Annotated in this window: 24 protein-coding genes; 4 read left to right on the forward strand and 20 right to left on the reverse strand. The window is 54.4% G+C overall.

All coding sequences use genetic code 11. From position 1 onward, the window contains the following. Window positions 1-3 precede the first annotated feature (3 nt). A complete protein-coding gene (locus FOB24_RS20150; RefSeq protein WP_038633134.1) occupies window positions 4-1,431 on the reverse strand; it encodes a non-oxidative hydroxyarylic acid decarboxylases subunit C in 1,428 nt (475 codons plus the stop codon). Then, on the reverse strand, window positions 1,431-2,024 hold the full coding sequence (locus tag FOB24_RS20155; protein WP_038633137.1) for a non-oxidative hydroxyarylic acid decarboxylases subunit B: 594 nt from the start codon (window positions 2,022-2,024) through the stop codon (window positions 1,431-1,433). Before FOB24_RS20155 ends, FOB24_RS20150 begins: the two co-directional genes overlap by 1 nt. A gap of 158 nt (window positions 2,025-2,182) precedes the next feature. On the opposite strand from FOB24_RS20155, the gene FOB24_RS20160 reads away from it, so the two are divergent. Further along, window positions 2,183-2,587, forward strand: a complete 405-nt coding sequence (locus FOB24_RS20160) for a MarR family winged helix-turn-helix transcriptional regulator (RefSeq protein ID WP_038633140.1) — start codon at window positions 2,183-2,185, stop codon at window positions 2,585-2,587. Window positions 2,588-2,731: 144 nt separating this feature from the next. On the opposite strand, the gene rpoS is transcribed toward FOB24_RS20160, so the two are convergent. The 12 genes from rpoS to cysD all read right to left on the reverse strand — a co-directional run bounded on the left by rpoS (window position 2,732) and on the right by cysD (window position 12,497). Further along, on the reverse strand, window positions 2,732-3,724 hold the full coding sequence (rpoS, locus tag FOB24_RS20165; RefSeq protein WP_000081498.1) for an RNA polymerase sigma factor RpoS: 993 nt from the start codon (window positions 3,722-3,724) through the stop codon (window positions 2,732-2,734). Window positions 3,725-3,786: 62 nt separating this feature from the next. Next, a complete protein-coding gene (nlpD, locus tag FOB24_RS20170; RefSeq protein WP_223229542.1) occupies window positions 3,787-4,869 on the reverse strand; it encodes a murein hydrolase activator NlpD in 1,083 nt (360 codons plus the stop codon). Window positions 4,870-5,033: 164 nt separating this feature from the next. Continuing rightward, window positions 5,034-5,660, reverse strand: a complete 627-nt coding sequence (gene pcm, locus FOB24_RS20175; protein ID WP_038633150.1) for a protein-L-isoaspartate O-methyltransferase — start codon at window positions 5,658-5,660, stop codon at window positions 5,034-5,036. Next, entirely contained in the window at window positions 5,654-6,415 is a 762-nt protein-coding gene (surE, locus tag FOB24_RS20180) for a 5'/3'-nucleotidase SurE (protein WP_038633152.1), read from the reverse strand. Before surE ends, pcm begins: the two co-directional genes overlap by 7 nt. Beyond that, the gene (gene truD / locus FOB24_RS20185) at window positions 6,396-7,445 is read right to left on the reverse strand and encodes a tRNA pseudouridine(13) synthase TruD (RefSeq protein WP_038633155.1); all 1,050 of its coding nucleotides are present in this window, start codon (window positions 7,443-7,445) and stop codon (window positions 6,396-6,398) included. The genes surE and truD overlap by 20 nt, the downstream gene beginning before the upstream one ends. Next, window positions 7,442-7,921, reverse strand: coding sequence for a 2-C-methyl-D-erythritol 2,4-cyclodiphosphate synthase (ispF, locus tag FOB24_RS20190; RefSeq protein WP_150345379.1), 480 nt, complete (start codon window positions 7,919-7,921; stop codon window positions 7,442-7,444). Before ispF ends, truD begins: the two co-directional genes overlap by 4 nt. Next, window positions 7,921-8,631, reverse strand: a complete 711-nt coding sequence (gene ispD, locus FOB24_RS20195; RefSeq protein ID WP_038633159.1) for a 2-C-methyl-D-erythritol 4-phosphate cytidylyltransferase — start codon at window positions 8,629-8,631, stop codon at window positions 7,921-7,923. Before ispD ends, ispF begins: the two co-directional genes overlap by 1 nt. A gap of 18 nt (window positions 8,632-8,649) precedes the next feature. Next, window positions 8,650-8,961, reverse strand: coding sequence for a cell division protein FtsB (ftsB, locus tag FOB24_RS20200; RefSeq protein ID WP_003034163.1), 312 nt, complete (start codon window positions 8,959-8,961; stop codon window positions 8,650-8,652). 214 nt (window positions 8,962-9,175) lie between these two features. Continuing rightward, window positions 9,176-9,499, reverse strand: coding sequence for a DUF3561 family protein (locus tag FOB24_RS20205; protein ID WP_038633162.1), 324 nt, complete (start codon window positions 9,497-9,499; stop codon window positions 9,176-9,178). 47 nt (window positions 9,500-9,546) lie between these two features. Continuing rightward, on the reverse strand, window positions 9,547-10,152 hold the full coding sequence (cysC, locus tag FOB24_RS20210; RefSeq protein WP_150345380.1) for an adenylyl-sulfate kinase: 606 nt from the start codon (window positions 10,150-10,152) through the stop codon (window positions 9,547-9,549). Beyond that, the gene (gene cysN / locus FOB24_RS20215) at window positions 10,152-11,579 is read right to left on the reverse strand and encodes a sulfate adenylyltransferase subunit CysN (protein ID WP_150345381.1); all 1,428 of its coding nucleotides are present in this window, start codon (window positions 11,577-11,579) and stop codon (window positions 10,152-10,154) included. The genes cysC and cysN overlap by 1 nt, the downstream gene beginning before the upstream one ends. 9 nt (window positions 11,580-11,588) lie before the next feature. Next, window positions 11,589-12,497, reverse strand: coding sequence for a sulfate adenylyltransferase subunit CysD (gene cysD, locus FOB24_RS20220; protein ID WP_150345382.1), 909 nt, complete (start codon window positions 12,495-12,497; stop codon window positions 11,589-11,591). A gap of 254 nt (window positions 12,498-12,751) precedes the next feature. On the opposite strand from cysD, the gene FOB24_RS20225 reads away from it, so the two are divergent. Continuing rightward, window positions 12,752-13,789, forward strand: coding sequence for an aminopeptidase (locus FOB24_RS20225; RefSeq protein WP_150345383.1), 1,038 nt, complete (start codon window positions 12,752-12,754; stop codon window positions 13,787-13,789). Window positions 13,790-13,839: 50 nt separating this feature from the next. On the opposite strand, the gene cysH is transcribed toward FOB24_RS20225, so the two are convergent. From cysH to cysJ, 3 genes are all read right to left on the reverse strand, one after another. Beyond that, a complete protein-coding gene (gene cysH / locus FOB24_RS20230) occupies window positions 13,840-14,574 on the reverse strand; it encodes a phosphoadenosine phosphosulfate reductase (protein WP_085048822.1) in 735 nt (244 codons plus the stop codon). Window positions 14,575-14,650: 76 nt separating this feature from the next. Next, the gene (gene cysI / locus FOB24_RS20235; protein WP_150345384.1) at window positions 14,651-16,363 is read right to left on the reverse strand and encodes an assimilatory sulfite reductase (NADPH) hemoprotein subunit; all 1,713 of its coding nucleotides are present in this window, start codon (window positions 16,361-16,363) and stop codon (window positions 14,651-14,653) included. Beyond that, entirely contained in the window at window positions 16,363-18,162 is a 1,800-nt protein-coding gene (gene cysJ, locus FOB24_RS20240; protein WP_150345385.1) for an NADPH-dependent assimilatory sulfite reductase flavoprotein subunit, read from the reverse strand. Before cysJ ends, cysI begins: the two co-directional genes overlap by 1 nt. Before the next feature lie 438 nt (window positions 18,163-18,600). Here cysJ and queD point away from each other — a divergent pair, with 438 nt between their 5' ends. Continuing rightward, window positions 18,601-18,963 carry a 6-carboxytetrahydropterin synthase QueD gene (queD, locus tag FOB24_RS20245; protein WP_137351637.1) on the forward strand — a complete coding sequence of 121 codons (363 nt, stop codon included), beginning with the start codon at window positions 18,601-18,603 and terminating at the stop codon, window positions 18,961-18,963. Window positions 18,964-19,010: 47 nt separating this feature from the next. Here the strand turns inward: queD and queE are convergent, their stop codons facing one another. From queE to FOB24_RS20260, 3 genes are all read right to left on the reverse strand, one after another. Beyond that, window positions 19,011-19,682, reverse strand: coding sequence for a 7-carboxy-7-deazaguanine synthase QueE (queE, locus tag FOB24_RS20250; RefSeq protein ID WP_038633185.1), 672 nt, complete (start codon window positions 19,680-19,682; stop codon window positions 19,011-19,013). Window positions 19,683-19,753: 71 nt separating this feature from the next. Continuing rightward, window positions 19,754-20,443, reverse strand: a complete 690-nt coding sequence (locus FOB24_RS20255; RefSeq protein WP_069324549.1) for an N-acetylmannosamine-6-phosphate 2-epimerase — start codon at window positions 20,441-20,443, stop codon at window positions 19,754-19,756. Continuing rightward, window positions 20,443-21,999: a maltose/glucose-specific PTS transporter subunit IIC gene (locus tag FOB24_RS20260; RefSeq protein ID WP_150345386.1), complete on the reverse strand. Its 1,557-nt coding sequence runs from the start codon at window positions 21,997-21,999 to the stop codon at window positions 20,443-20,445. The genes FOB24_RS20255 and FOB24_RS20260 overlap by 1 nt, the downstream gene beginning before the upstream one ends. A 165-nt stretch (window positions 22,000-22,164) precedes the next feature. On the opposite strand from FOB24_RS20260, the gene FOB24_RS20265 reads away from it, so the two are divergent. Then, the gene (locus FOB24_RS20265) at window positions 22,165-22,989 is read left to right on the forward strand and encodes a MurR/RpiR family transcriptional regulator (RefSeq protein WP_087856940.1); all 825 of its coding nucleotides are present in this window, start codon (window positions 22,165-22,167) and stop codon (window positions 22,987-22,989) included. Window positions 22,990-23,024 lie beyond the last annotated feature (35 nt).

Below are 23,024 nucleotides of genomic sequence, written 5' to 3' on the forward strand. Positions count from 1 at the left end.
TCCTTATTTACGGTTGGCCAGCATGGCGGTCAGCTTTTCAGCCCAGGCTTTTGTTTCCGGTAAATCACATACCGGTTGGCTGTAATGACCTCGGTTATCCGGTGCAACCGGTGTCGTGGCATCGATGATGAGCTTGTCGGTAATCCCCGCCGGACTGGAACCGGGATCAAGTTCCAGCACCGACATATTCGGCAGTTGCACCAGATCGCCCGCCGGATTGACCTTCGAGGAGAGCGCCCACATCACCTGCGGCAGGTTGAACGGGTCAACGTCTTCATCAACCATAATCACCATCTTCACGTAACCCAGGCCGTGCGGCGTGGTCATAGCACGCAGCCCCACCGCGCGGGCAAAGCCGCCGTAGCGTTTTTTGGTGGAAATAATCGCCAGCAGTCCGTGGGTGTACATGGCGTTCACCGCCTGCACTTCCGGGAATTCGGCTTTCAATTGTTGATAAAGCGGTACGCAGGTCGCCGGGCCCATCAGGTAGTCGATTTCGGTCCACGGCATACCGAGATAGAGTGATTCAAAAATCGGTTTGCTGCGATAAGAGACTTTATCGATACGCACCACGGTCATATTGCGTCCACCGGAATAGTGGCCAGTAAACTCGCCAAACGGACCTTCGATTTCGCGTTTACGGCTTTCAATGACCCCTTCGAGGATCACTTCAGAGCCCCACGGTACGTCAAAACCGGTGAGCGGCGCGGTAGCGATCGGGTACGGGCTTTCACGCAGCGCTCCCGCCATCTCGTATTCAGACTGATCGTATTTCAGCGGCGTGGCGCCCATCAAAGTGATGATAGGATCATTACCCAGCGTGATGGCAATCGGCAAATCTTCACCGCGCTCTTCCGCTTTATGCAGGTGCAGCGCGATATCATGCATTGGCACCGGTTGCAGACCGAGCTTACGTTTGCCCTTCACTTCCATGCGGTAGATGCCGACGTTCTGTTTGCCGAAGTTGTCCCGATCCAGCGGATCGCGCGACACCACGCAGGCTTTATCCAGGTAGAAACCGCCGTCGCCATCGTTCAGGCGAAACAGCGGCAGAATGTCGAAAAGATTAATGTCTTCGCCGTCGACGGTATTTTCAGCCCATGCCGGGTTCGCACGACGTTCCGGGGCAACCGGAAATTTATCCCAGCGACGGATAAACTCATCAATCTGTTTTTTCACCGGGGTATTTGGTGGCAGACCTAAAGAGATGGCGTGATTCTGCCATGAACCGATGGTGTTCATCGCCACGCGGGCATCGGTAAAACCGCGAATATTGTCAAACCACAGCGCAGGCGCGCCATCACCAATACGCCCGGTCGCGTTGGCCGCCGCCGCCAGATCCGGCTCGGCGTTAACTTCCTCACTGATTTTCAGCAGTTGTCCCTGGTCGTCCAGCGCCTGCAAAAAGCTGCGCAAATCATCAAATGCCATTATTCGTTCTCCTGTGCAAAATTCTGCGCCTGTCGTAATCCCTGCCAACGACGGGCGTTAGGGTGTTCAAGCCCAAACTGGTCGAGCACGCGCGCGACAATGTGCTGGGTGATGTCATCGACCGTTTGCGGATGGTTGTAAAACGCGGGCATTGGCGGGACCATCGCCACGCCCATGCGGGAAAGCGCGAGCATGTTTTCCAGATGGATGGTGCTGAGCGGCATTTCACGCGGCACCAGCACCAGTTTGCGCCCTTCTTTCAGCACCACGTCTGCGGCGCGCCCCACCAGCCCTTCCGCGTAACCTGCGCGAATACCGGCCAGCGTTTTCATGCTGCAGGGGATAATGATCATGCCGTCAGTACGAAACGATCCGGAGGAGATGGTCGCGGCCTGGTCCGCGGGGTTGTGGCAATAGTCTGCCAGTGCGGATACATCGCGGACGCTGTACGGCGTTTCCAGCTCAATGGTCGTTTTTGCCCATTTCGACAGCACCAGATGGGTTTCCACCCCCGGCATTTCCCGCAGCGCCTGTAGTAGCGACACGCCGAGCGGTGCGCCGGTAGCCCCCGTCATTCCTACGATCAGTCTCATTCAATTCCTCAATTTGTTCGTGTACGAACATTTTGATTAAAATACTCCCACAATTCATTGTGGGCAAGGCCACCGCGCACGGATAGCTAAAACAGCGATGGTTAAAAAAGGAGGCGTAACCCGCTATGATAGAGACTGACCGATATCCCGGAGCTCTCATGCCGTTACGCAATAAAGCATTTCATCTTTTACGTCAGCTTTTTCAGCAGCATACGGCTCGCTGGCAACATGAGTTACCAGAGCTAACCAAACCGCAGTACGCGGTGATGCGCGCCATTGCCGAACAGCCCGGCATTGAACAGGTCGCCCTGATGGAGGCAGCGGTCTGCACTAAAGCCACACTTGCGGAAATGCTGAGCCGGATGGAAAAGCGTGGGCTGGTCAGGCGGGATCACGACCCGGCGGATAAGCGTCGGCGGTTTGTTTATTTGACTGCGCAAGGAGAAGCATTATTGGCCAGCGCAACCCCGGTAGGAGATCGCGTGGATGATGAGTTTCTGGGCAGACTGAGCGAGGAAGAGCGCAAACAGTTTACTCAACTGGTGCGTAAGATGATGGGATAATCGTTCGGATGGCGGTTTTGGGTGATGTCTTTGTAGGCCCGATAAGCAAAGCGCCATCGGACAATATGTGCCGACCAATAAGCGGTAGCGCTAAAGAAAAAGGCCAGTCTCGATGAGACTGGCCTTTCTTGATGGAACTTGTGCTTACTCGCGGAACAGCGCTTCGATATTCAGCCCCTGAGTCTGCAGAATTTCGCGCAGACGACGCAGGCCTTCAACCTGAATCTGACGAACACGTTCACGCGTAAGACCGATTTCGCGGCCCACATCTTCCAGTGTCGCAGCTTCATACCCCAGCAGACCGAAACGACGTGCCAGCACTTCACGCTGTTTGGCGTTCAGTTCGAACAGCCATTTGACGATGCTCTGTTTCATATCATCGTCTTGCGTGGTGTCTTCCGGGCCGTTTTCTTTTTCATCGGCCAGGATGTCCAGCAACGCTTTTTCGGAATCGCCACCCAGCGGGGTGTCTACCGAGGTAATGCGCTCGTTGAGTCGGAGCATACGGCTGACGTCATCAACCGGTTTATCCAGTTGTTCAGCAATCTCTTCTGCGCTCGGTTCATGGTCCAGTTTATGCGACAACTCACGCGCGGTACGCAGATAGACGTTCAGCTCTTTTACAATATGAATCGGCAGTCGGATCGTACGGGTTTGGTTCATAATAGCCCGTTCGATCGTCTGACGGATCCACCACGTTGCGTATGTTGAGAAGCGGAACCCGCGTTCCGGGTCAAACTTCTCGACGGCACGGATAAGCCCCAGATTGCCCTCTTCAATCAGGTCCAGCAATGCCAGACCGCGATTGCCATAACGGCGAGCAATTTTCACCACCAGACGCAGGTTACTTTCAATCATGCGGCGGCGAGAGGCGACATCTCCACGCAGTGCGCGACGCGCAAAATAAACTTCTTCTTCGGCTGTTAACAGTGGTGAATAACCAATCTCACCAAGGTAAAGCTGAGTCGCGTCCAACACACGCTGTGTGGCCCCCTGCGATAACAGCTCTTCTTCAGCCAGGTCGTTATCACTGGGTTCCTCTTCACTCAAGGCTTTCTCATCAAAAGCCTCTACTCCGTTCTCATCAAATTCCGCATCTTCATTTAAATCATGAACTTTCAGCGTATTCTGACTCATAAAGGTGGCTCCTACCCGTGATCCCTAACGGAACTAGCAAGTGAAAGCCTGGTTCCGCCGAATTATCGCTGCGGCAAGTAACGCAGCGGGTTTACGGATTTCCCCTTGTAACGAATTTCAAAATGCAAGCGTGTTGAACTGGTTCCGGTACTACCCATGGTAGCTATTTTCTGCCCCGCCTTGATTTCTTGTTGTTCCCGGACCAGCATTGTATCGTTATGGGCGTAGGCGCTCAGGTAATCATCGTTATGTTTGATGATAATAAGATTACCGTAACCACGCAGCGCGTTACCGGCATAAACGACGCGTCCATCTGCGGTCGCGACAATAGCCTGTCCTTTGCTGCCTGCAATGTCGATCCCTTTATTGCCACCTTCGGTAGCCGCAAAGTTTTCGATCACTTTGCCGTCAGTTGGCCAGCGCCAGGTAGAGATTGGCGCGCTGGTCGACGTTGAGCTTGCAGTTGTTTCGGTTGTGCTAACTGCTGGAGCCGTTACTGGCGCTGTGACAACTGTCCCAGCAGGCTTGTTGTTCGGCAACATTTTGTTAGCACTTTGTTCACCTGAATCCTCAGAATACGTAATTGTTGGTTTCGAAGCAACAGCAACGGTGGAATTTTGTGCAGGGTTGGTCACAACTCCTTGCTGTGCTGCATCCGCCTGGGTGATGGCATTCCCACCGGTAATCGGTGTACCCGAGGCGTTGCCCACTTGCAGAGTTTGGCCGACATTCAGGCTATACGGGGCCGGAACGTTATTGCGCTGTGCGAGGTCACGGAAATCGTTCCCGGTAATCCAGGCAATATAGAAAAGTGTGTCGCCTTTCTTGACAGTATAGGTGCTGCCGCCCGTGTAGCTACCTTTCGGAATATTCCCATACTTACGGTTGTACACGATACGACCGTTTTCCATCTGTACAGGCTGTTCTGCAACAGGTTGAATTTGCGTTGGTTGCGTAGTCGGAGTCTGCACCGGTTGGATCTGTGGCGTCTGTTGTACTGTCGACGTCGAGCCCATTTTTGGCGGAGGCGTAATCAGCATGCCGGAACTGGTGTTCGTGGATGCACCGCCGTCAACCGAGCTGACCGGCGCTGGTGGATTCGAGGTGTTTGAACAACCTGCCAGCCATAATGAAACCAGTGACAATGCCGCAATACGGCGAATGGTAAATTTGTGGCTTCCCGCGCTCATTTATCCCCCAGGAAAATTTGGTTAAAACCCGTAACGTAATCACCGTGCAAAAGCATCGACACGATACGCTGACTAATTCCAGAATATCCAGGAAAACTCCAGGTATTCAGAGCCAGTGTCTACGCAAGCTCCCCTTTTACTAAGGGAACAAAACGTACGGCCTCCACGGTATCAATAATAAATTCGCCTCCCCGACGACGCACCCGCTTCAGGAACTGGTGCTCATCGCCCACGGGTAAGACGAGAATACCGCCTTCATCCAGCTGCATCATCAGCGCAGTTGGGATCTCCGGCGGTGCTGCCGTTACAATGATAGCGTCAAACGGGGCTCGCGCTTGCCAGCCCTGCCATCCATCACCGTGACGGGTAGAAACATTGTGTAAATCCAGCTGTTTCAGGCGACGACGCGCCTGCCATTGCAGGCCTTTAATACGCTCAACGGAGCATACATGCTGCACCAGATGCGCCAGAATCGCCGTCTGGTAGCCGGAGCCAGTGCCAATTTCCAGCACCCGCGATTGCGGCGTTAGCTCAAGCAGCTCAGTCATGCGTGCAACCATATAAGGCTGCGAAATCGTCTGCCCTTGACCAATCGGCAAGGCAATATTGTCCCAGGCCTTATGTTCAAACGCCTCATCAATGAATTTCTCACGCGGCACGGCGGCGAGTGCATCCAGGACATGCTCATCTCGGATGCCCTGCGCACGTAATTGTTCAAGAAGAGTATGTACGCGTCTGCTTACCATTGCGTGTCGACTCCCACGCTGTCCAACCAGCTCGAAACCACCTCATGCGCGCCGTAGGCGGTTAAATCGACATGCAGCGGCGTGATGGAAACATAGCCTTCATCGACGGCGGCAAAATCGGTATCCGGCCCGGCGTCGCATTTTTCCCCCGGCGGCCCAATCCAGTACAACGTATTTCCGCGCGGATCCTGCTGTGGAATAACCTGATCCGCCGGATGGCGGCTGCCGCAGCGGGTGACGCGGATGCCTTTAATCTGATCCAGCGGTAGATCCGGAACGTTGATATTTAAAATACGCCCGGTGCGCAGCGGTTCACGACTCAGCGCCCGTAAGATACGACAGGTCACTGCCGCAGCAGTATCGTAGTGCTTATGGCCATCAAGCGAGACAGCCAGCGCAGGGAACCCAAGGTGACGACCTTCCATTGCCGCCGCAACGGTACCGGAATAGATGACATCATCCCCGAGATTAGGACCTGCGTTAATACCAGAAACGACAATGTCCGGACGCGGACGCATTAACGCGTTCACGCCCAGATAGACGCAGTCGGTGGGCGTACCCATTTGTACGGCGATATCGCCGTTATCATAGGTAAACGTGCGAAGTGAAGATTCCAGCGTCAGCGAGTTAGACGCGCCACTGCGGTTACGATCCGGGGCAACCACCTGTACGTCAGCAAACTCACGCAGGGCTTTCGCCAGCGTTTGTATACCGGGTGCATGGACCCCATCATCGTTACTCAGCAATATACGCATAATCACCCATTGTGTTAATAAGTTCCCTTACTACACTGGTGGCGAAGCTACCTGCCGGTAGCCAGAAGCGTAACTCAACGGTTACGTCATCCCACCAGTTCCAGCTTAATTGTTGTGGATACAGCAACATAGCGCGTCGCGATGCCTCGACTTTCTCGCGCAATAGCAGAGACTGCAGCACGGTTTCATCCGCAACAGCGCTTTCTTCAAACACCAGCGCGTCGCGCTGAGTTCCCCACTCACCGCTACCCGGTAATGCCGCTGTAATCATCAATTCTTTGTCATCGACGCGACGCTGTAATTCAGTCTGTTCTTCCTGCGTGGCGACAAACCAGCTTCCGCGTCCCGACAATTGTAGCGCATCGCCGTCAACAACTTGATTAAAGTCTGTTTTTTTCAAGCGTTCACTGACGATCTGATTAAACAACGCGCTACGGGCCGCCGACAACCAAAAACTGCGTTTATTGCGATCGCGCACCGGCGCATCGCTTTGCGCCCAGCGCAGCGCCCCTTGCAGGTTGCTGCCGCCGATCCCAAAACGCTGAGCGCCAAAATAGTTCGGTACGCCGCGCTCGCTAATCGCCTGTAATCGCGCTTCAACATCATTTCGCTCGCTCACTTCACGCAGCACCAGCGTAAATTCGTTGCCTTTCAGCGCCCCTAAACGCAGCTTACGCTTGTGGCGCGCGTACTCCAGCACTTTACAGCCTTCGAGCTCAAATTTGCTTAAATCAGGCATTACATTGCCCGGCACGCGCGCGCACAGCCACTGTTCCGTGACCGCATGCTTATCTTTTTGCCCGGCAAAGCTCACTTCACGGGCGTGAATTTTCAGGAACTTCGCCAGCGCGTCAGCGACAAAACGGGTATTGCAGCCGTTTTTCAGGATGCGCACCAAAATGTGCTCGCCTTCGCCATCCGGTTCGAAGCCTAGATCTTCGACGACGACAAAGTCTTCCGGATTGGCTTTCAGGACGCCATGGCCCAGTGGTTTACCATGAAGATATGTCAGATTCTCAAACGCAGTCATTTCGTTGCCTTAATGAGTAACGCCACCGCTTCACAGGCAATCCCTTCCCCACGCCCGGTGAAACCGAGTTTTTCCGTGGTGGTCGCTTTCACGTTAACATCATCCATATGGCAGCCAAGATCTTCGGCAATAAATACGCGCATTTGCGGAATGTGCGGCAGCATCTTCGGCGCCTGAACAATAATCGTCACATCCACATTACCAAGCGTATAGCCTTTCGCCTGAATACGCCGCCAGGCTTCACGCAATAATTCGCGGCTATCTGCACCTTTAAAGGCCGGGTCGGTATCCGGGAAGAGTTTACCGATGTCACCCAGCGCCGCCGCGCCCAGCAAGGCATCGGTTAGCGCATGTAACGCCACATCACCATCAGAATGCGCCAGCAGTCCTTTTTCATACGGGATGCGCACGCCGCCAATGATAATTGGGCCAACGCCGCCAAAAGCGTGTACGTCAAAACCGTGTCCGATTCGCATTATGCATTCTCCAAATGGATTGTTCGGGAGAGATAAAACTCCGCCAGCGCCAGGTCTTCCGGGCGGGTGACTTTGATGTTGTCAGCGCGTCCTTCGACCAGTTGCGGATGAAAGCCGCAATATTCCAGCGCCGAAGCTTCGTCCGTAATGGTTGCGCCTTCGTTGAGCGCACGGGTCAGGCAGTCGTGCAACAGCTCGCGAGGGAAAAACTGCGGCGTTAATGCATGCCATAAATCGGTACGATCGACCGTATGGGCAATGTCTGTGCGGCCCGGTTCAGCGCGTTTCATCGTATCGCGTACGGGTGCCGCCAGGATCCCGCCAGTGCGGCTGGTTTCACTGATTGCCAGCAAACGTGCTAAGTCATCCTGATGCAGACACGGACGCGCGGCGTCATGCACCAGCACCCAACGCGCATCTCCTGCGGCTTGCAAACCGGCAAGGACAGAATCGGCACGTTCGTTGCCACCATCCACTACGGTAATTTGCGGATGCGCGGCAAGTGGAAGTTGGGCAAAGCGGCTGTCGCCTGGGCTGATAGCGATGACGACTCGCGTCACCCGGGGATGGGCCAGTAGCGCATCAACCGAGTGTTCAAGAATGGTTTTATTGCCAATTGAGAGGTACTGCTTAGGACACTCTGTTTGCATTCGGCGGCCAAATCCGGCAGCCGGCACCACGGCGCAAACGTCCAATAAAGTGGCTGCCATGTTAGATCCCTGGACGATTTATCGATTGTTTTGCCCTGCAGTCTGGGCGCGTTTAGACGCGTCAGGCACCAGACGATAAAAAGTTTCGCCCGGCTTAGTCATGCTGAGTTCGTTGCGCGCGCGCTCCTCAATGGCCTCTTGTCCGCCATTGAGATCGTCAATTTCGGCAAAGAGCTGATCGTTACGCGCTTTAAGTTTCGCGTTTGTAGCCTGCTGCGCAGCAACATCATCGTTGACGCGACTATAGTCATGTATGCCGTTCTTACCGAACCACAGCGAATACTGTAGCCAGACTAATAAAGCCAGCAACAGCAGCGTAAGTTTACCCATCCTGCCCCCTGAAAAACGGCATTAACATCCCATAACTTCCGTAGACGACTTTACATCAACGGACGGGAATGCCGCGACAACGCGGGCAAATGTACCACATTTGCCCGTTGTTACGTATACCCCGTGTAAGGAGAACATAATCTCATTGTTGGTTACGGTTTGAATTATGACCAGACAGTGAACGACATCGGCGATCGTTTAAAACGCACTTAGCCTAGCCCAAAAGCCAAAAGAATAGCGCGCTAAACATTCCACCCACCACCAGTAGGGTGCTGGTAATGCTCAGCAGCAGCTTTCCTTTTAATAGCGAGTGCAGGGCAATACCCGCCACAATCGCCACGGGCAGCAACGCGAGGAAGAAAGGCCAGGTATAAAGGAAGAAAAACAGTGTGTTAGGGCCATACATCAGACATGGGAACCCCAGCGCCAGCAGCCACGCTACAAAACCGACCACGGCCCCTGGTAGGGACCAGGTGGTTTCGTCGTCGGTAGCGAAGGTCTCTGACTCTGTAATAGTAATGTTATGGCTGTTACGCATATCTAATCCTGTGACCGTGACTGACCGGGCATGTAAGCTCGGGTGTCTCAGGATCTGATAATATCTCCCTGCCTCAGCAGGTCTAATAATTGGGGAACCAAATTTGTTACCAATTGTTCACCATCCAGATGAATCTCTGGCGATTCAGGCGCTTCGTATACCGAATCAATTCCGGTGAAATTGCGCAACTCCCCCGACCTGGCTTTTTTATACAGCCCTTTTGGGTCGCGCGCTTCGCACGTTGCTAATGGCGTATCGACAAAAACCTCAACAAAACGCCCTGCGCCAACGCGCTCGCGGACCATTTTTCGCTCGGCGCGATGCGGAGAGATAAAGGCGGTCAGAACTACCAGACCGGCATCCACCATCAGGTTAGCCACCTCGCCAACCCGACGGATATTCTCCTTACGATCGGCATCGCTAAACCCCAGATCGCTGCACAGGCCGTGACGCACGTTATCGCCATCCAGCAGATAAGTGCTGACGCCCAGCTTGTGCAACGCTTCTTCCAGCGCTCCCGCTACGGTAGATTTACCGGAGCCAGACAGTCCGGTAAACCACAGCACAACACCACGGTGACCGTGGCGTTGCTCCCGCTGTTGCGGTGTAACAGGATGGGCATGCCAGACGACGTTTTCGTCATGCAGCGCCATTATTTGCCTCCCAGCAGATCGCGCGCACCCCAGTGTGGGAAGTGGCGACGCACCAGCGCATTCAGCTCCAGTTCAAACGCGCTGAACTGAGAAGCGGCGGCCTGCTCCTGGATGATAGGCTCACGCACCAACCCCGCGCCGACGGTGACGTTAGTCAGGCGGTCAATGATAATCAACCCACCCGTAACCGGGTTCTGCTGATAGGTATCCAACACCAGCGGTTCATCAAACGTCAGATTAACCAGACCAATGCCGTTCAGCGGTAACGCGTCGACCTCACGCTGGGTCAGGTTGTTAATATCGACCTGGTACTGCACGGTGTCCACGCGCGCGCGGGTCTTCTTGCCGGCAACTTTGATGTCGTAGCTCTGCCCCGGCGACAGCGGCTGTTCCGCCATCCACACCACATCAACGGCAGCGCTTTGTACCGCTGGCAACGCTTCACCTGCATCCAGCAGCAGGTCGCCCCGGCTGATATCAATCTCATCTTTCAGCACCAGGGTGATCGCTTCACCGGCATGCGCTTGCTGTAAATCACCATCAAAGGTAACGATCCGCGCCACGCTCGACTCAACGCCGGACGGTAACACCTTGACGCGTTGCCCTACCTGCACGCTACCGGAGGCCAGCGTTCCGGCATAACCACGAAAATCCAGATTTGGTCGGTTCACATACTGCACCGGGAAACGCATCGGCTGGGTATCGACAATGCGCTGGATCTCAACGGTTTCCAGCACTTCGAGCAGCGTCGGGCCGCTGTACCATGGCATGCTGACGCTTGGCGAAGCCACGTTATCGCCTTCCAGCGCGGAGAGCGGCACAAAGCGGATATCCAGATTGCCCGGCAGTTGTTCAGCAAACGTGAGATAGTCTTCGCGGATGCGGTTAAATGTCTCTTCGCTAAAGCTCACCAGATCCATTTTGTTGATCGCTACCACCAGGTGCTTGATCCCAAGCAGCGTAGAGATAAAGCTGTGACGACGGGTCTGATCGAGCACGCCTTTACGCGCATCGATCAACAGGATCGCCAGGTCGCAGGTCGACGCACCGGTCGCCATGTTGCGGGTGTACTGTTCGTGACCGGGGGTATCCGCAATAATAAATTTGCGCTTCTCGGTGGAGAAATAACGATAAGCCACGTCGATGGTGATGCCCTGCTCGCGCTCGGCCTGCAAGCCGTCAACCAATAGCGCCAGATCGAGTTTTTCGCCTTGGGTGCCATGGCGTTTACTGTCGTTATGCAGCGATGAGAGCTGATCTTCATAGATCTGCCGGGTATCGTGCAGCAGTCGACCAATCAGGGTACTTTTGCCGTCATCCACGCTACCGCAGGTTAAAAAACGCAGCAGGCTTTTGTGTTGCTGGGCAACCATCCAGGCTTCAACGCCGCCTTCATTAGCAATTTGTTGTGCAAGTGTCGTATTCATGGCGGCTCCTTAGAAATACCCCTGACGTTTCTTCAGCTCCATGGAGCCCGCCTGGTCGCGGTCAATCACGCGCCCCTGACGTTCACTGGTGGTTGAGACCAGCATCTCTTCAATAATTTCCGGCAGCGTCTGCGCATTCGACTCCACCGCGCCGGTCAGCGGCCAGCAGCCAAGCGTGCGGAAACGCACCATGCGCTTTTTAATCACTTCGCCGGGTTGCAGATCGATTCTGTCGTCATCAATCATCATCAGCATGCCATCACGCTCCAGCACCGGACGCTCAGCCGCCAGGTACAGCGGTACGATGTCGATATTTTCCAACCAGATGTACTGCCAGATATCCTGTTCGGTCCAGTTAGAGAGCGGGAATACGCGAATGCTTTCGCCTTTGTTAATTTGTCCGTTGTAGTTGTGCCACAGTTCCGGACGCTGATTTTTCGGGTCCCAGCGATGGAAGCGATCGCGGAAGGAGTAAATGCGCTCTTTGCCGCGCGATTTCTCCTCATCACGGCGTGCGCCGCCGAACGCGGCGTCAAAACCGTATTTATTCAGCGCCTGCTTAAGCCCTTCGGTTTTCATAATATCGGTATGCTTGGCGCTGCCGTGGACAAAGGGGTTGATGCCCATCGCCACCCCTTCCGGGTTTTTATGCACCAGCAGTTCGCAGCCGTAGGCTTTCGCCGTGCGGTCACGAAATTCATACATCTCGCTAAATTTCCAACCGGTATCAACGTGCAGCAAGGGGAACGGCAGCGTGCCAGGATAAAACGCTTTGCGCGCCAGATGCAGCATTACGCTGGAATCTTTGCCGATGGAATACATCATCACCGGATTAGAAAACTCGGCGGCCACCTCACGAATGATATGGATGCTTTCCGCTTCCAGTTGCCGCAGGTGGGTAAGTCGTTTTTGATCCATAACCGTTCCTATGTAATGCCGTTATTTTGCTAACGATGCTCAGATAACCTGACTATAGGGAGGGCAAGGAGGCGAATGAAATTACGAATTGGAATGAGTAGTTCCTCAAAGGAATAACGATCTGGAAAAGCAAATATCAAAAAGTGCTTAAGCCACCGGATTTCGGGCATTTAGGAGCAAATGAAATTGTTTTACCGCGATCACGGTTTCATACTAGCGGCTAAAAATTTCTGCTTGGTATTTAAGGACTCACTATGTTTTCCGCATTGCGCCACCTGACTATCGCCCTGGCGCTCGGCGCGTGCTTTATCCTTCCCGCACAGGCAACATCTTCGAAGCCCGGAGATTTCGCAAATACCCAGGCACGCTACATCGCCACATTCTTCCCAGGCCGTGTGACGGGTTCTCCGGCAGAAATGTTATCTGCTGATTATATACGTCAGCAATTTCAGCAGATGGGCTATAGCAGTGATATTCGGACGTTTAACAGCCGCTATATTTATACCGCCAAAGATAATCGTAAAAACTGGCATAACGTAACGGGCAGTACCGTCATTGCAGCACATGAAGGCAAAGCGCCACAGCAGATTATTATCATGGCGCACCTCGACACCTACGCTGCGCAAAGCGACGCCGATTCCGATGCCAATCTGGGTGGATTAACCCTACAGGGTATCGACGACAACGCCGCAGGGGTGGGCGTGATGCTGGAGCTGGCTGAACGACTCAAAAATGTGCCGACGCAGTACGGTATTCGCTTTATCGCCACCAGCGGTGAAGAGGAAGGCAAACTCGGCGCAGAGAACATCCTGAAGCGAATGAGCGCCGCCGAGAAGAAAAATACGCTGCTGGTTATCAACCTCGATAACCTGATCGTTGGCGATAAGCTCTATTTCAACAGCGGGAAAAGAACCCCGGAAGCCGTACGAAAACTGACGCGCGACCGGGCGCTGGTCATCGCACGCAGCCGCGGTATTGTCGCCAGCACCAACCCCGGACTGAACAAAGACTATCCGAAAGGTACCGGCTGCTGTAACGACGCAGAGGTGTTCGATAACGCGGGAATTGCCGTCCTTTCCGTTGAAGCGACCAACTGGAACCTGGGCAAGAAAGATGGCTATCAACAACGCGCCAAAAGTCCTTCATTCCCGGATGGCAACAGCTGGCACGATGTGCGTCTGGATAACCAACAGCATATCGATAAAGCGTTACCGGGCCGGATAGAGCACCGCAGCCGCGACGTGGTACGCATCATGCTGCCGCTGGTAAAAGAGCTGGCGAAGGCAGGGTAATCCTGAAAAAAAAGAGCCCCGGTAATGCATAACGCTTACCGAGGCTCATATTACCCTTCGTGCAGCCCGCATTCGCGCTTCAGCCCGAAGAAGCGCGTCTCTTCTTCCGCCATGCCCGGCTCCCATTTGCGGGTAGTATGCGTATCACCCACCGACAGATAGCCCTGGTCCCACAGCGGGTGATATTTCAGCCCGTGCTTTTGCAGATACTGGTAAACGGTACGGTTATCCCAGTCGATGATCGGCAGCACTTTAAACACGCCGCGCTGAATTGCCAGTACCGGCAAATGCGCCCGGCTGCCTGACTGCTCGCGGCGCAGGCCCGCAAACCAGGTCTGTGCTTTCAGCTCTTTTAGCGCCCGGTTCATCGGCTCGACTTTGTTGATGTCATTGTATTTCTCAATGCCTTCAACGCCCTGCTCCCACAGTTTGCCATAGCGTGCTTCCTGCCAGGCAGCACTCTCCTTCGCCCGATAGACTTGCAGATTCAGCCTGAGTTTGTCCGTTAACTCGTCAATAAACTGGTAGGTTTCCGGGAACAGATAGCCGGTATCGGTCAGAATTACCGGGATATCCGGGCGGATCTGATTCACCAGATGCAGGCTTACTGCGGCCTGAATACCAAAGCTGGAAGAGAGCACGTATTCTCCCGGCAAATTCTCCAGTGCCCACGCCACGCGGCCTTCGGCGTCCAGCTTTTCCAGTTGGCTGTTAGTTTCCGCCAGCGCCATAACGCGTTCAACTTTCGGCAGGTCGTTCAATGCGTGTAGATCAAGTACGGACATGATTACCTCATCTTATGCCTGATGGCGCTACGCTTATCAGGCCTACAAAACCGTCGCGTCACCAGGCAAAGGGAACTTATTCCCAGAAATCACGCGCTGGATCGAGCACCGGGCGAATGATGCCCGCACGCACCGTAAAATCGCCGAAGCCTTCACCCGCTTCACGCTCTTTCGCCCAGCGCCCGACAAGTTCGTCAATGGAATCGAGAATTTCCGCTTCCGTAATGTTTTCGCGATACATGCGTGGAATACGTGTTCCCATGCGGTTGCCGCCCAGATGCACGTTGTAACGCCCCGGGGCTTTGCCCACCAGACCCAGCTCCGCCAGCATCGCGCGGCCGCAGCCGTTCGGGCAGCCGGTCACGCGCATCACGATATGCTCGTCCGGGATGCCGTGTTTTTCCAGAATCGCTTCCACTTTGTCCGTAAACGACGGCAGGAAACGCTCGGCCTCCGCCATCGCCAGCGGACAGGTCGGGAACGACACGCAGGCCATCGAGTTTTCACGCTGCGGTTTCACCGCATTCATCAACCCGTGGTCGCGCGCCAGCTTCTCGATCTTCGCTTTCTGGCTTTCCGGCACGCTGGCAATAATCAGGTTCTGGTTAGCGGTGATGCGGAAATCGCCTTTGTGGATCTTCGCGATCTCCAGTAAACCGGTTTTCAGCGGACGTCCAGGATAATCCAGGATACGACCGTTTTCGATAAACAGCGTCAGGTGCCAGTTGTTGTCGATCCCTTTCACCCAACCGATGCGATCGCCACGACCGGTAAATTCATACGGGCGGATCGGCTCAAACTTGATCCCCGCGCGGCGCTCAACCTCTTCCTTAAAGGTGTCGATACCGACGCGCTCCAGGGTATATTTGGTTTTCGCGTTTTTACGGTCGGTACGGTTACCCCAGTCACGCTGGGTCGTCACCACCGCTTCGGCCACGGCCAGGGTATGCTCCAGCGGCAGGAAGCCGAACTCGCTTGCCGTACGCGCGTAGGTTTTCTTATTACCGTGCTCAATAGACAGACCACCTCCGACCAACAGGTTAAAGCCCACCAGCTTGCCGTTTTCGGCAATAGCCACGAAGTTCATGTCGTTGGCGTGCAGATCGATATCATTCTGCGGCGGGATCACCACCGTGGTTTTAAATTTACGCGGCAGATAGGTTGCGCCGAGGATCGGTTCTTCGTCGGTGGTGGCGACCTTCTCCTGATCGAGCCAGATCTCCGCATAGGCGCGGGTGCGCGGCAGCAGATGTTCAGAGATCTTTTTCGCCCACTCGTAGGCCTCGGCGTGCAGCTCGGACTCATACGGGTTGGAGGTGCACAGCACGTTACGGTTCATGTCGTTGGCGGTCGCCAGCGCGTCCAGCCCGACGGAGTGCAACATCTGATGCACCGGCTTGACGTTCTTCTTCAGAATGCCGTGGAACTGGAAGGTCTGACGGTTGGTCAGACGGATGCTGCCGTAAATCGTGTTGTCAGCGGCGAATTTATCGATGGCCTTCCACTGGGTGGTGGTGATCACCCCGCCCGGCAGACGACAGCGCAGCAACATCGCATGGCGCGGCTCCAGCTTCTGCTCGGCGCGCTCGGCGCGAATGTCGCGGTCATCCTGCTGGTACATGCCGTGGAAACGAATCAGCAGGAAATTATCGCCGTGAAAACCGCCGGTCAGACCGTCATTCAGGTCTTCCGCGATGGTGCCGCGCAGGAAATTACTTTCACGCTTCATGCGCTCGGCGTCAGTCAGTTTGCCTTCGACCACTAAAGGCCCTGGGTGTTTTTCGCTCATTAGTAGACATCTCGCTGATAACGGCGCTCGACGCGCAGCTCACTTAAAAATTCATCCGCCGCTTCGATGTCCATTGCACCGAATTCAGCAATCACTTCCAGCAACGCCTGCTCAACGTCTTTCGCCATGCGATTAGCGTCGCCGCAGACATAAATGTGGGCACCGTCATTAATCCAGCGCCACAGCTCTGCGCCCTGTTCGCGCAGTTTGTCTTGTACGTAGATTTTTTCTTTTTGATCGCGGGACCAGGCCAGATCGATACGGTTCAGCACGCCTTCTTTCACGTAGCGCTGCCATTCGACCTGGTAGAGGAAGTCTTCGGTGAAGTGCGGGTTGCCGAAGAACAGCCAGTTCTTACCTTCCGCACCGTCGGCGGCGCGCTGCTGCATAAAGGCGCGGAACGGCGCGATACCGGTGCCCGGACCAATCATAATCACCGGGGTCTGCGGGTTAGCCGGCAGGCGGAAGTTGTCGTTGTGCTCAATGAACACGCGCACTTCGCCCTCTTCTTCCACGCGGTCGGCGAGGAAGCTGGAAGCACCACCGGCGCGGGCACGCCCTTCAATATCGTAACGCACGACGCCGACGGTCACGTGCACTTCGCTTTCAACTTCCGCCTGTGAAGAGGCGATAGAGTACAGGCGCGGCGTCAGTGGACGCAGCAGGCCGATTAATGCTTCGGCATCAAGCTGTGCCGGGGAGAAACGCACCATATCGACGATTGGCGTGGTAGCCGCATACTGCTGAAGCTGGGCTTTATCGCCCACCAGCGGCAGCAGCGATTCACTGCGCGTCAGCGTGGCGTAGTTTTCCACGATATTCGCGGTGTTGACCGTCAGCTCAAAATGCCACTCCAGCGCTTCGGCCAGCGGCAGGATTTTTCCTTCCACCGTAACCGGCTCATCCCCTTTCAGCCACAGCAGTTCAACCAGCTCTTTCACCAGTGCCGGATCGTTCTGATACCACACGCCCAGCGCGTCACCCGGCTGATAACGCAGGCCGGAATCACCGAGATCGATTTCGATATGGCGGACGTCTTTTTCCGAGTTACGACCGGTAATTTTCTGATTCACCGACAAGGACGCCGTCAGCGGCGCTTCTTTGGTGTATGGGCTGGTATGTACTTCATTTACCGCACCGCTCGCTGCAACTTGTACAGACGGTGCTGCAGGCGCACGCGCTTTCAGTACATCAACCAACCGGGCACGCCACTGCGCGGCAGCGGCCTGATATTCGACGTCGGCATCGACGCGATCGAGCAGACGTTCACCGCCCAGCTCAGCCAGCTTGCTGTCGAAATCTTTACCGGCCTGACAGAAAAATTCGTAAGAGGTATCGCCGAGAGCAAACACGGCGAAAGCGGTGTTATCGAGTTTCGGCGCTTTTTTCGAGAACAGGAATTTATGTAACGCCACAGCTTCTTCCGCTGGTTCGCCTTCTCCCTGAGTCGATGCCACCACAACCAGCAACTTTTCATTGGCGATTTGTTTGAATTTGTAGTCGCCGGCATTGATCAGAGTGACATTGAGCTTCGCGGCAATCAGATCATCGCGCAGGGCTTCCGCCACACGACGCGCATTGCCGGTTTGCGAGGCGGAGATAAGCGTAATCCCCGGCATTTCGGCAACAGGCGCAGGAGCCGCTGCATTCGCCCCCGGCTGCTGATTCAGCACGCCCCAAAAATAACCAGAAACCCACGCAAGCTGCGCGGGAGTGAAATCGGTCGTGGCCGCCTGAAGGCGAGCCAGTTGCTCCGGGTTTAGCGGTAGCAGAGCGGAAGGTGGGGCCTGTGTCGTCATGCGTTGTCATGTTCCAGTAAGCAAAGCTGTTTTTCGTGCCCAAATGGCACCAAAAAAAGAAATGAAAATACTCTAAATAATTCGAGTTGCATGAAGGCGGCAAGTGAACGAATCCCAGGAGCTTACTGAAGTAAGTGACTGGGATAAGAGAGTGAAGCCAACACACATGCAGCTCGAAGTATGACGAGTATTAGGTTAACGGCGGGCATAGTAACAATTAAAGAAGGGATAGAAATAACAAATAACCAAATGAACTAACCTGTTTTAGTTATAGTTATTAACAGCAAAATCGATTTAATAAGCATTTGATATATAAATAGTTATTGAACATTATCTTTATGAATGGATTGTTCTGATACTCTGCGCCCTTTTAACTAATGATAAAATTTGCTCTTTACGGTACCCTACGGCGGTTTTTCGCATTCTTGAGAGTAAAAAATGTCCACCACCTTGTTTAAAGATTTCACCTTCGAAGCCGCTCACCGCCTGCCGCATGTACCGGAAGGGCATAAGTGTGGTCGCCTACATGGTCACTCATTTATGGTGCGTCTTGAAATTACCGGTGAAGTCGATCCGCATACCGGTTGGATCATGGATTTCGCAGAGTTAAAGGCGGCGTTTAAGCCGACTTATGACAGACTTGATCACTACTATCTGAACGATATTCCAGGCTTAGAAAACCCAACCAGCGAAGTGCTGGCAAAATGGATTTGGGAGCAGGTAAAACCGGTTGTCCCTCTGCTGAGCGCAGTGATGGTAAAAGAGACCTGCACAGCGGGTTGCGTGTATCGCGGCGAGTGATTGTGACTTTGCCGGATGGCGATGCGAAGCCCACCCGGCAAAATTTATCAGGCAATATTCAGGTATTTATGGGTCTGCATCGACAGACGCCAGTTACGCGCGATACAGGTATCAATGCACAGACGCGTCGCGTCTTCTTTCTGGCTGATTGGCTGTAAGGCAATAATTCGCGGCTTATCATCGCTCAACGTTGCCAGCAGTTCATCCAGCGCTTCAATATCGCGAACGCGGCCGACCGGATGTTTGATTTCATTCGCGCGCTCCAGCGCCTGTGACAGCACATCATAACCACCGCGCATATTCACCTTCGGCGATACGGTCACCCAGGTATTCGGCGTACAGCGTACTTCGTGGGTACCGCTGGTTTCAATCTGGCAGCTAAAGCCGTTCTTTTCCAGCAGGTCAGTCAGCGGCATCAGGTCATGAATGCAGGGCTCACCGCCGGTGATCACCACGTGACGGGCGGTATAGCTCTGACGCTGAATAACAGCCAGCAAATCTTCGCTGCTCGCCGCGCCCCACTTATCGCTCTCTTTCGTTTTAGCCAGGATGCTGTACAGGGAGACTTCCCGATCCTCAAGCTTATCCCAGGTGTGTTTGGTATCGCACCAGGCACAGCCAACCGGGCATCCCTGTAAACGAATAAAAATGGCGGGGACGCCGGTAAAGTAACCCTCACCTTGCAGGGTCTGGAACATCTCGTTAATCGGGTACTGCATAGCGTTCTCAATATGGGGATAAACGCTAATTATCGCAGATCCCCGCCAAAGTATCATGCCCCATCGATGCTTTACGAGGCGATCGCCGCGACAAAGCGTGCCGTTATCTGCTGCGGACGCGTGATAGCGCCTCCAACCACCACGGTATGCGCGCCTAATGCCAGGCAACGTGCGGCGCGTTCCGGGGTATCGACGTTACCTTCCGCCACAACCGGTATGGTGACCGCCGCCAACACCTCACGTAAAAAACCGCAGTCGTTTTCCGCCAGCACATGCCCGGCAGTGTCGGCGGTATAGCCATAGAGCGTGGTGCCCACGCAGTCAAAACCCAGCCGCTCGGCTGTTACCGCCTCATCGACGGTGGCGATATCCGCCATCAGCAGTACGGACGGGTAGCGGGCGCGGATTTGCGTGACCAGCTCTTCCAGCGTTTGCCCACCGGGGCGCGGTCGCGCTGTCGCATCCAGAGCAATAATTTCCGGCTCAACGGTCATCAGTTCATCCACTTCTTGCAGGGTGGCCGTGATAAATACATCGCTGCCCGGATAATCGCGCTTGATAATCCCTATTACCGGCAGGGAGACGCTCTCTTTGATCGCGCGAATATCTACCACGCTGTTCGCACGGATACCTGCCGCACCGCCCTGCGCTGCCGCCAGCGCCATACGCGACATAATAAACGGGCTGTGCAGGGGTTCATTTTCCAGCGCCTGGCAGGAGACAATTAATTTACCTTTCAGGGAATCCAGTACAGTTTTCATCACGATAAGATCTCTTCGACTTCATTTTTAATGATGGTGACATGCGGGCCATAAATCACCTGAACACCGTTGCCGCGAATAATTACGCCGCGCGCTCCGGTCGCTTTCAGCGCAGCTTCATCAACCTTGCTGCTCTCTTTCACCGTCACGCGTAAGCGTGTGGCGCAACAGTCCACCTCTTCCAGATTCTCTTTGCCTCCCAGCCCGGCGATGACTGCCGCTGCGCGTTCGCTCTGAGGCAGACCGGACTCCACCTGGGCAGCGCTCTCACGCCCCGGCGTCAGCCAGTTAAAGCGGTTAATCAAATAACGGAAGGTGAAGTAGTAAAGAAAGAACCACGGAACCCCAACCAGGGGGACGTACATCCAGTTGGTTTTCGCTTCCCCCTGTAGCACGCCGAAGAGGAGGAAATCGATCAGTCCCCCCGAAAAGGTTTGCCCAATAGTGATATGTAAAATATGCGCCATCATAAACGCCAGACCATCGAAGAAGGCGTGAATGACATATAACACCGGAGCCACAAACAGGAAGGAGAACTCAATAGGCTCAGTGATGCCGGTCAGGAAAGAGGTCAGGGCCGCTGATAGCAACAGTCCGGAGACAAGCTTTCTGTTCTCCGGTTTTGCCGTGTGGTACATCGCCAGGCATGCGCCAAGCAGGCCAAACATCATGGTGATAAAGCGCCCGGACATAAAGCGCGAGGTACCGGTATAAAACTGCTGCGTATTCGGATCGGCAAGTTGGGCAAAGAAAATACGCTGGGTGCCTTCGACCAGTTGACCGTTGACGATTTCGCTCCCGCCCAGCGCCGTTGTCCAGAACGGCAAATAAAAGATATGGTGTAAACCCAGTGGGCCAAGCATACGCAGAATGAAACCGTACAGTAGCGTCCCCAGATAGCCCGTCGCATCCACCAGACCGCCCAGTCCAAAAATGAGCTTCTGGAAATGCGGCCACACCACCGTCATGATCGCCCCCACCACAATCGCGGCAAGCGAGCTGATAATCGGTACAAAACGCGAACCACTGAAAAAGCCAAGAAACTGAGGGAGTGAGACTTTATTGAAACGGCTATGCAGCGCGCAGGTGACCAGACCAATCACGACCCCACCAAAAACGCCCGTTTCCAGCGTCTGAATGCCCAGCGTCATTCCCTGGCCCACAGCACCTGGATTCTCGTGCGCCAGCGTTCCGTTGAGCGTTAACAAAGCATTGATGGTGGCATTCATCACCAGAAAAGCCAGCAATGCCGCAAGGCCCGCCGTGCCTTTATCCGTTTTCGCCAGTCCCACGGCAACACCAACCGCAAAAAGCACCGACAGGTTGGCAAACACGATAGAACCCGCGCTGGTCATGATCGTGAAGATTGCCTGCAGCCAGTCGACATTCAAGAAAGGGTAGGCCGTCAGCGTATTGGGATTCGACAAAGCCCCACCAATCCCCAACAACAACCCCGCTGCGGGCAATACCGCAATCGGCAGCATGAACGATTTGCCGAACCGCTGCGCTTTTTCAAACCATGCGCCTGACGAAGCGCCGCTAAATATTTGCATCATTTTTTCATCTCCCCGATCATTGATGAAAATTTTTACCATAATTAATTTTAAAAATGAAAATTACCATCAAAAACCAGGACGCCGATCATACTTTTTTAAAATGACTGGCATCTCTCCCCTGCTTTCCGCCACACTATCGGCAGAGAAACGCATTAAGGATTTTGCATGTCAGAAAATGAAAACCTGCTGCTGAGATTGCGCCAGGGCGTTGATGGATATAGTCGAACTCAACAAAAGCTGGGAGAGTTTGTGCTTAGCGATCCGGCAAGAGTGGTCTATCTGACGATTACCGAACTGGCGCGTGAAAGCGACACCAGCGAGGCGAGCGTCACGCGTCTGTGCCGTACGCTGGGGTGTAAGGGCTATAACGAATTTAAGATGGCGCTGGCACTCGACCTCCGGCAAGGAGAGCCGGTAGAGCACAGCGGTGATGAGATTGACAATGTGGTCAATGAATCCGTGCAAGCGCTGCAGGACACGGCAAAATTACTCGACAGAACATTACTGGAAGCAGCCGCTCTGGCGCTGCATCAGGCTCAGTCGGTACAAATTTATGGCGTAGCGGCCAGCGCTATTCTGGGGGAATATTTACATTACAAACTCCTGCGCCTCGGCAAACCCGCGCAATTGTTCAGCGACATGCACCGTGCTGCTATGAACGCTACAACGCTAAGCAAAGATACGCTGGTAGTGGCGATATCCAGTTCGGGATCCACGCGCGATCTGCTGCATGTCGTAAAGCTGGCGCGTAAGCAAGGCGTACGCGTACTGGCGCTGAGTAATACACCACGCAGTCCGCTGGCTTCGCTGAGTGATATTCAACTGGTCGCAGCCAAACCGGAAGGTCCGTTGAGCGCCGGCGCGCTAAACGCCAAGGTAGGTGTCATGCTGTTAGTGGAACTGCTCACCACGTCGCTGATTGGACTGGATGAAAAGTACAGCGATGTGAGCCAGCAAACGGCGAGTGCGACCTTACCACTACTACTTTAAAGGCATAAAAAAACCCGCCGCAGCGGGTTTTTACG

Origin of the sequence: Citrobacter werkmanii (genome assembly GCF_008693645.1) — a bacterium.
GTDB lineage: Bacteria > Pseudomonadota > Gammaproteobacteria > Enterobacterales > Enterobacteriaceae > Citrobacter > Citrobacter werkmanii.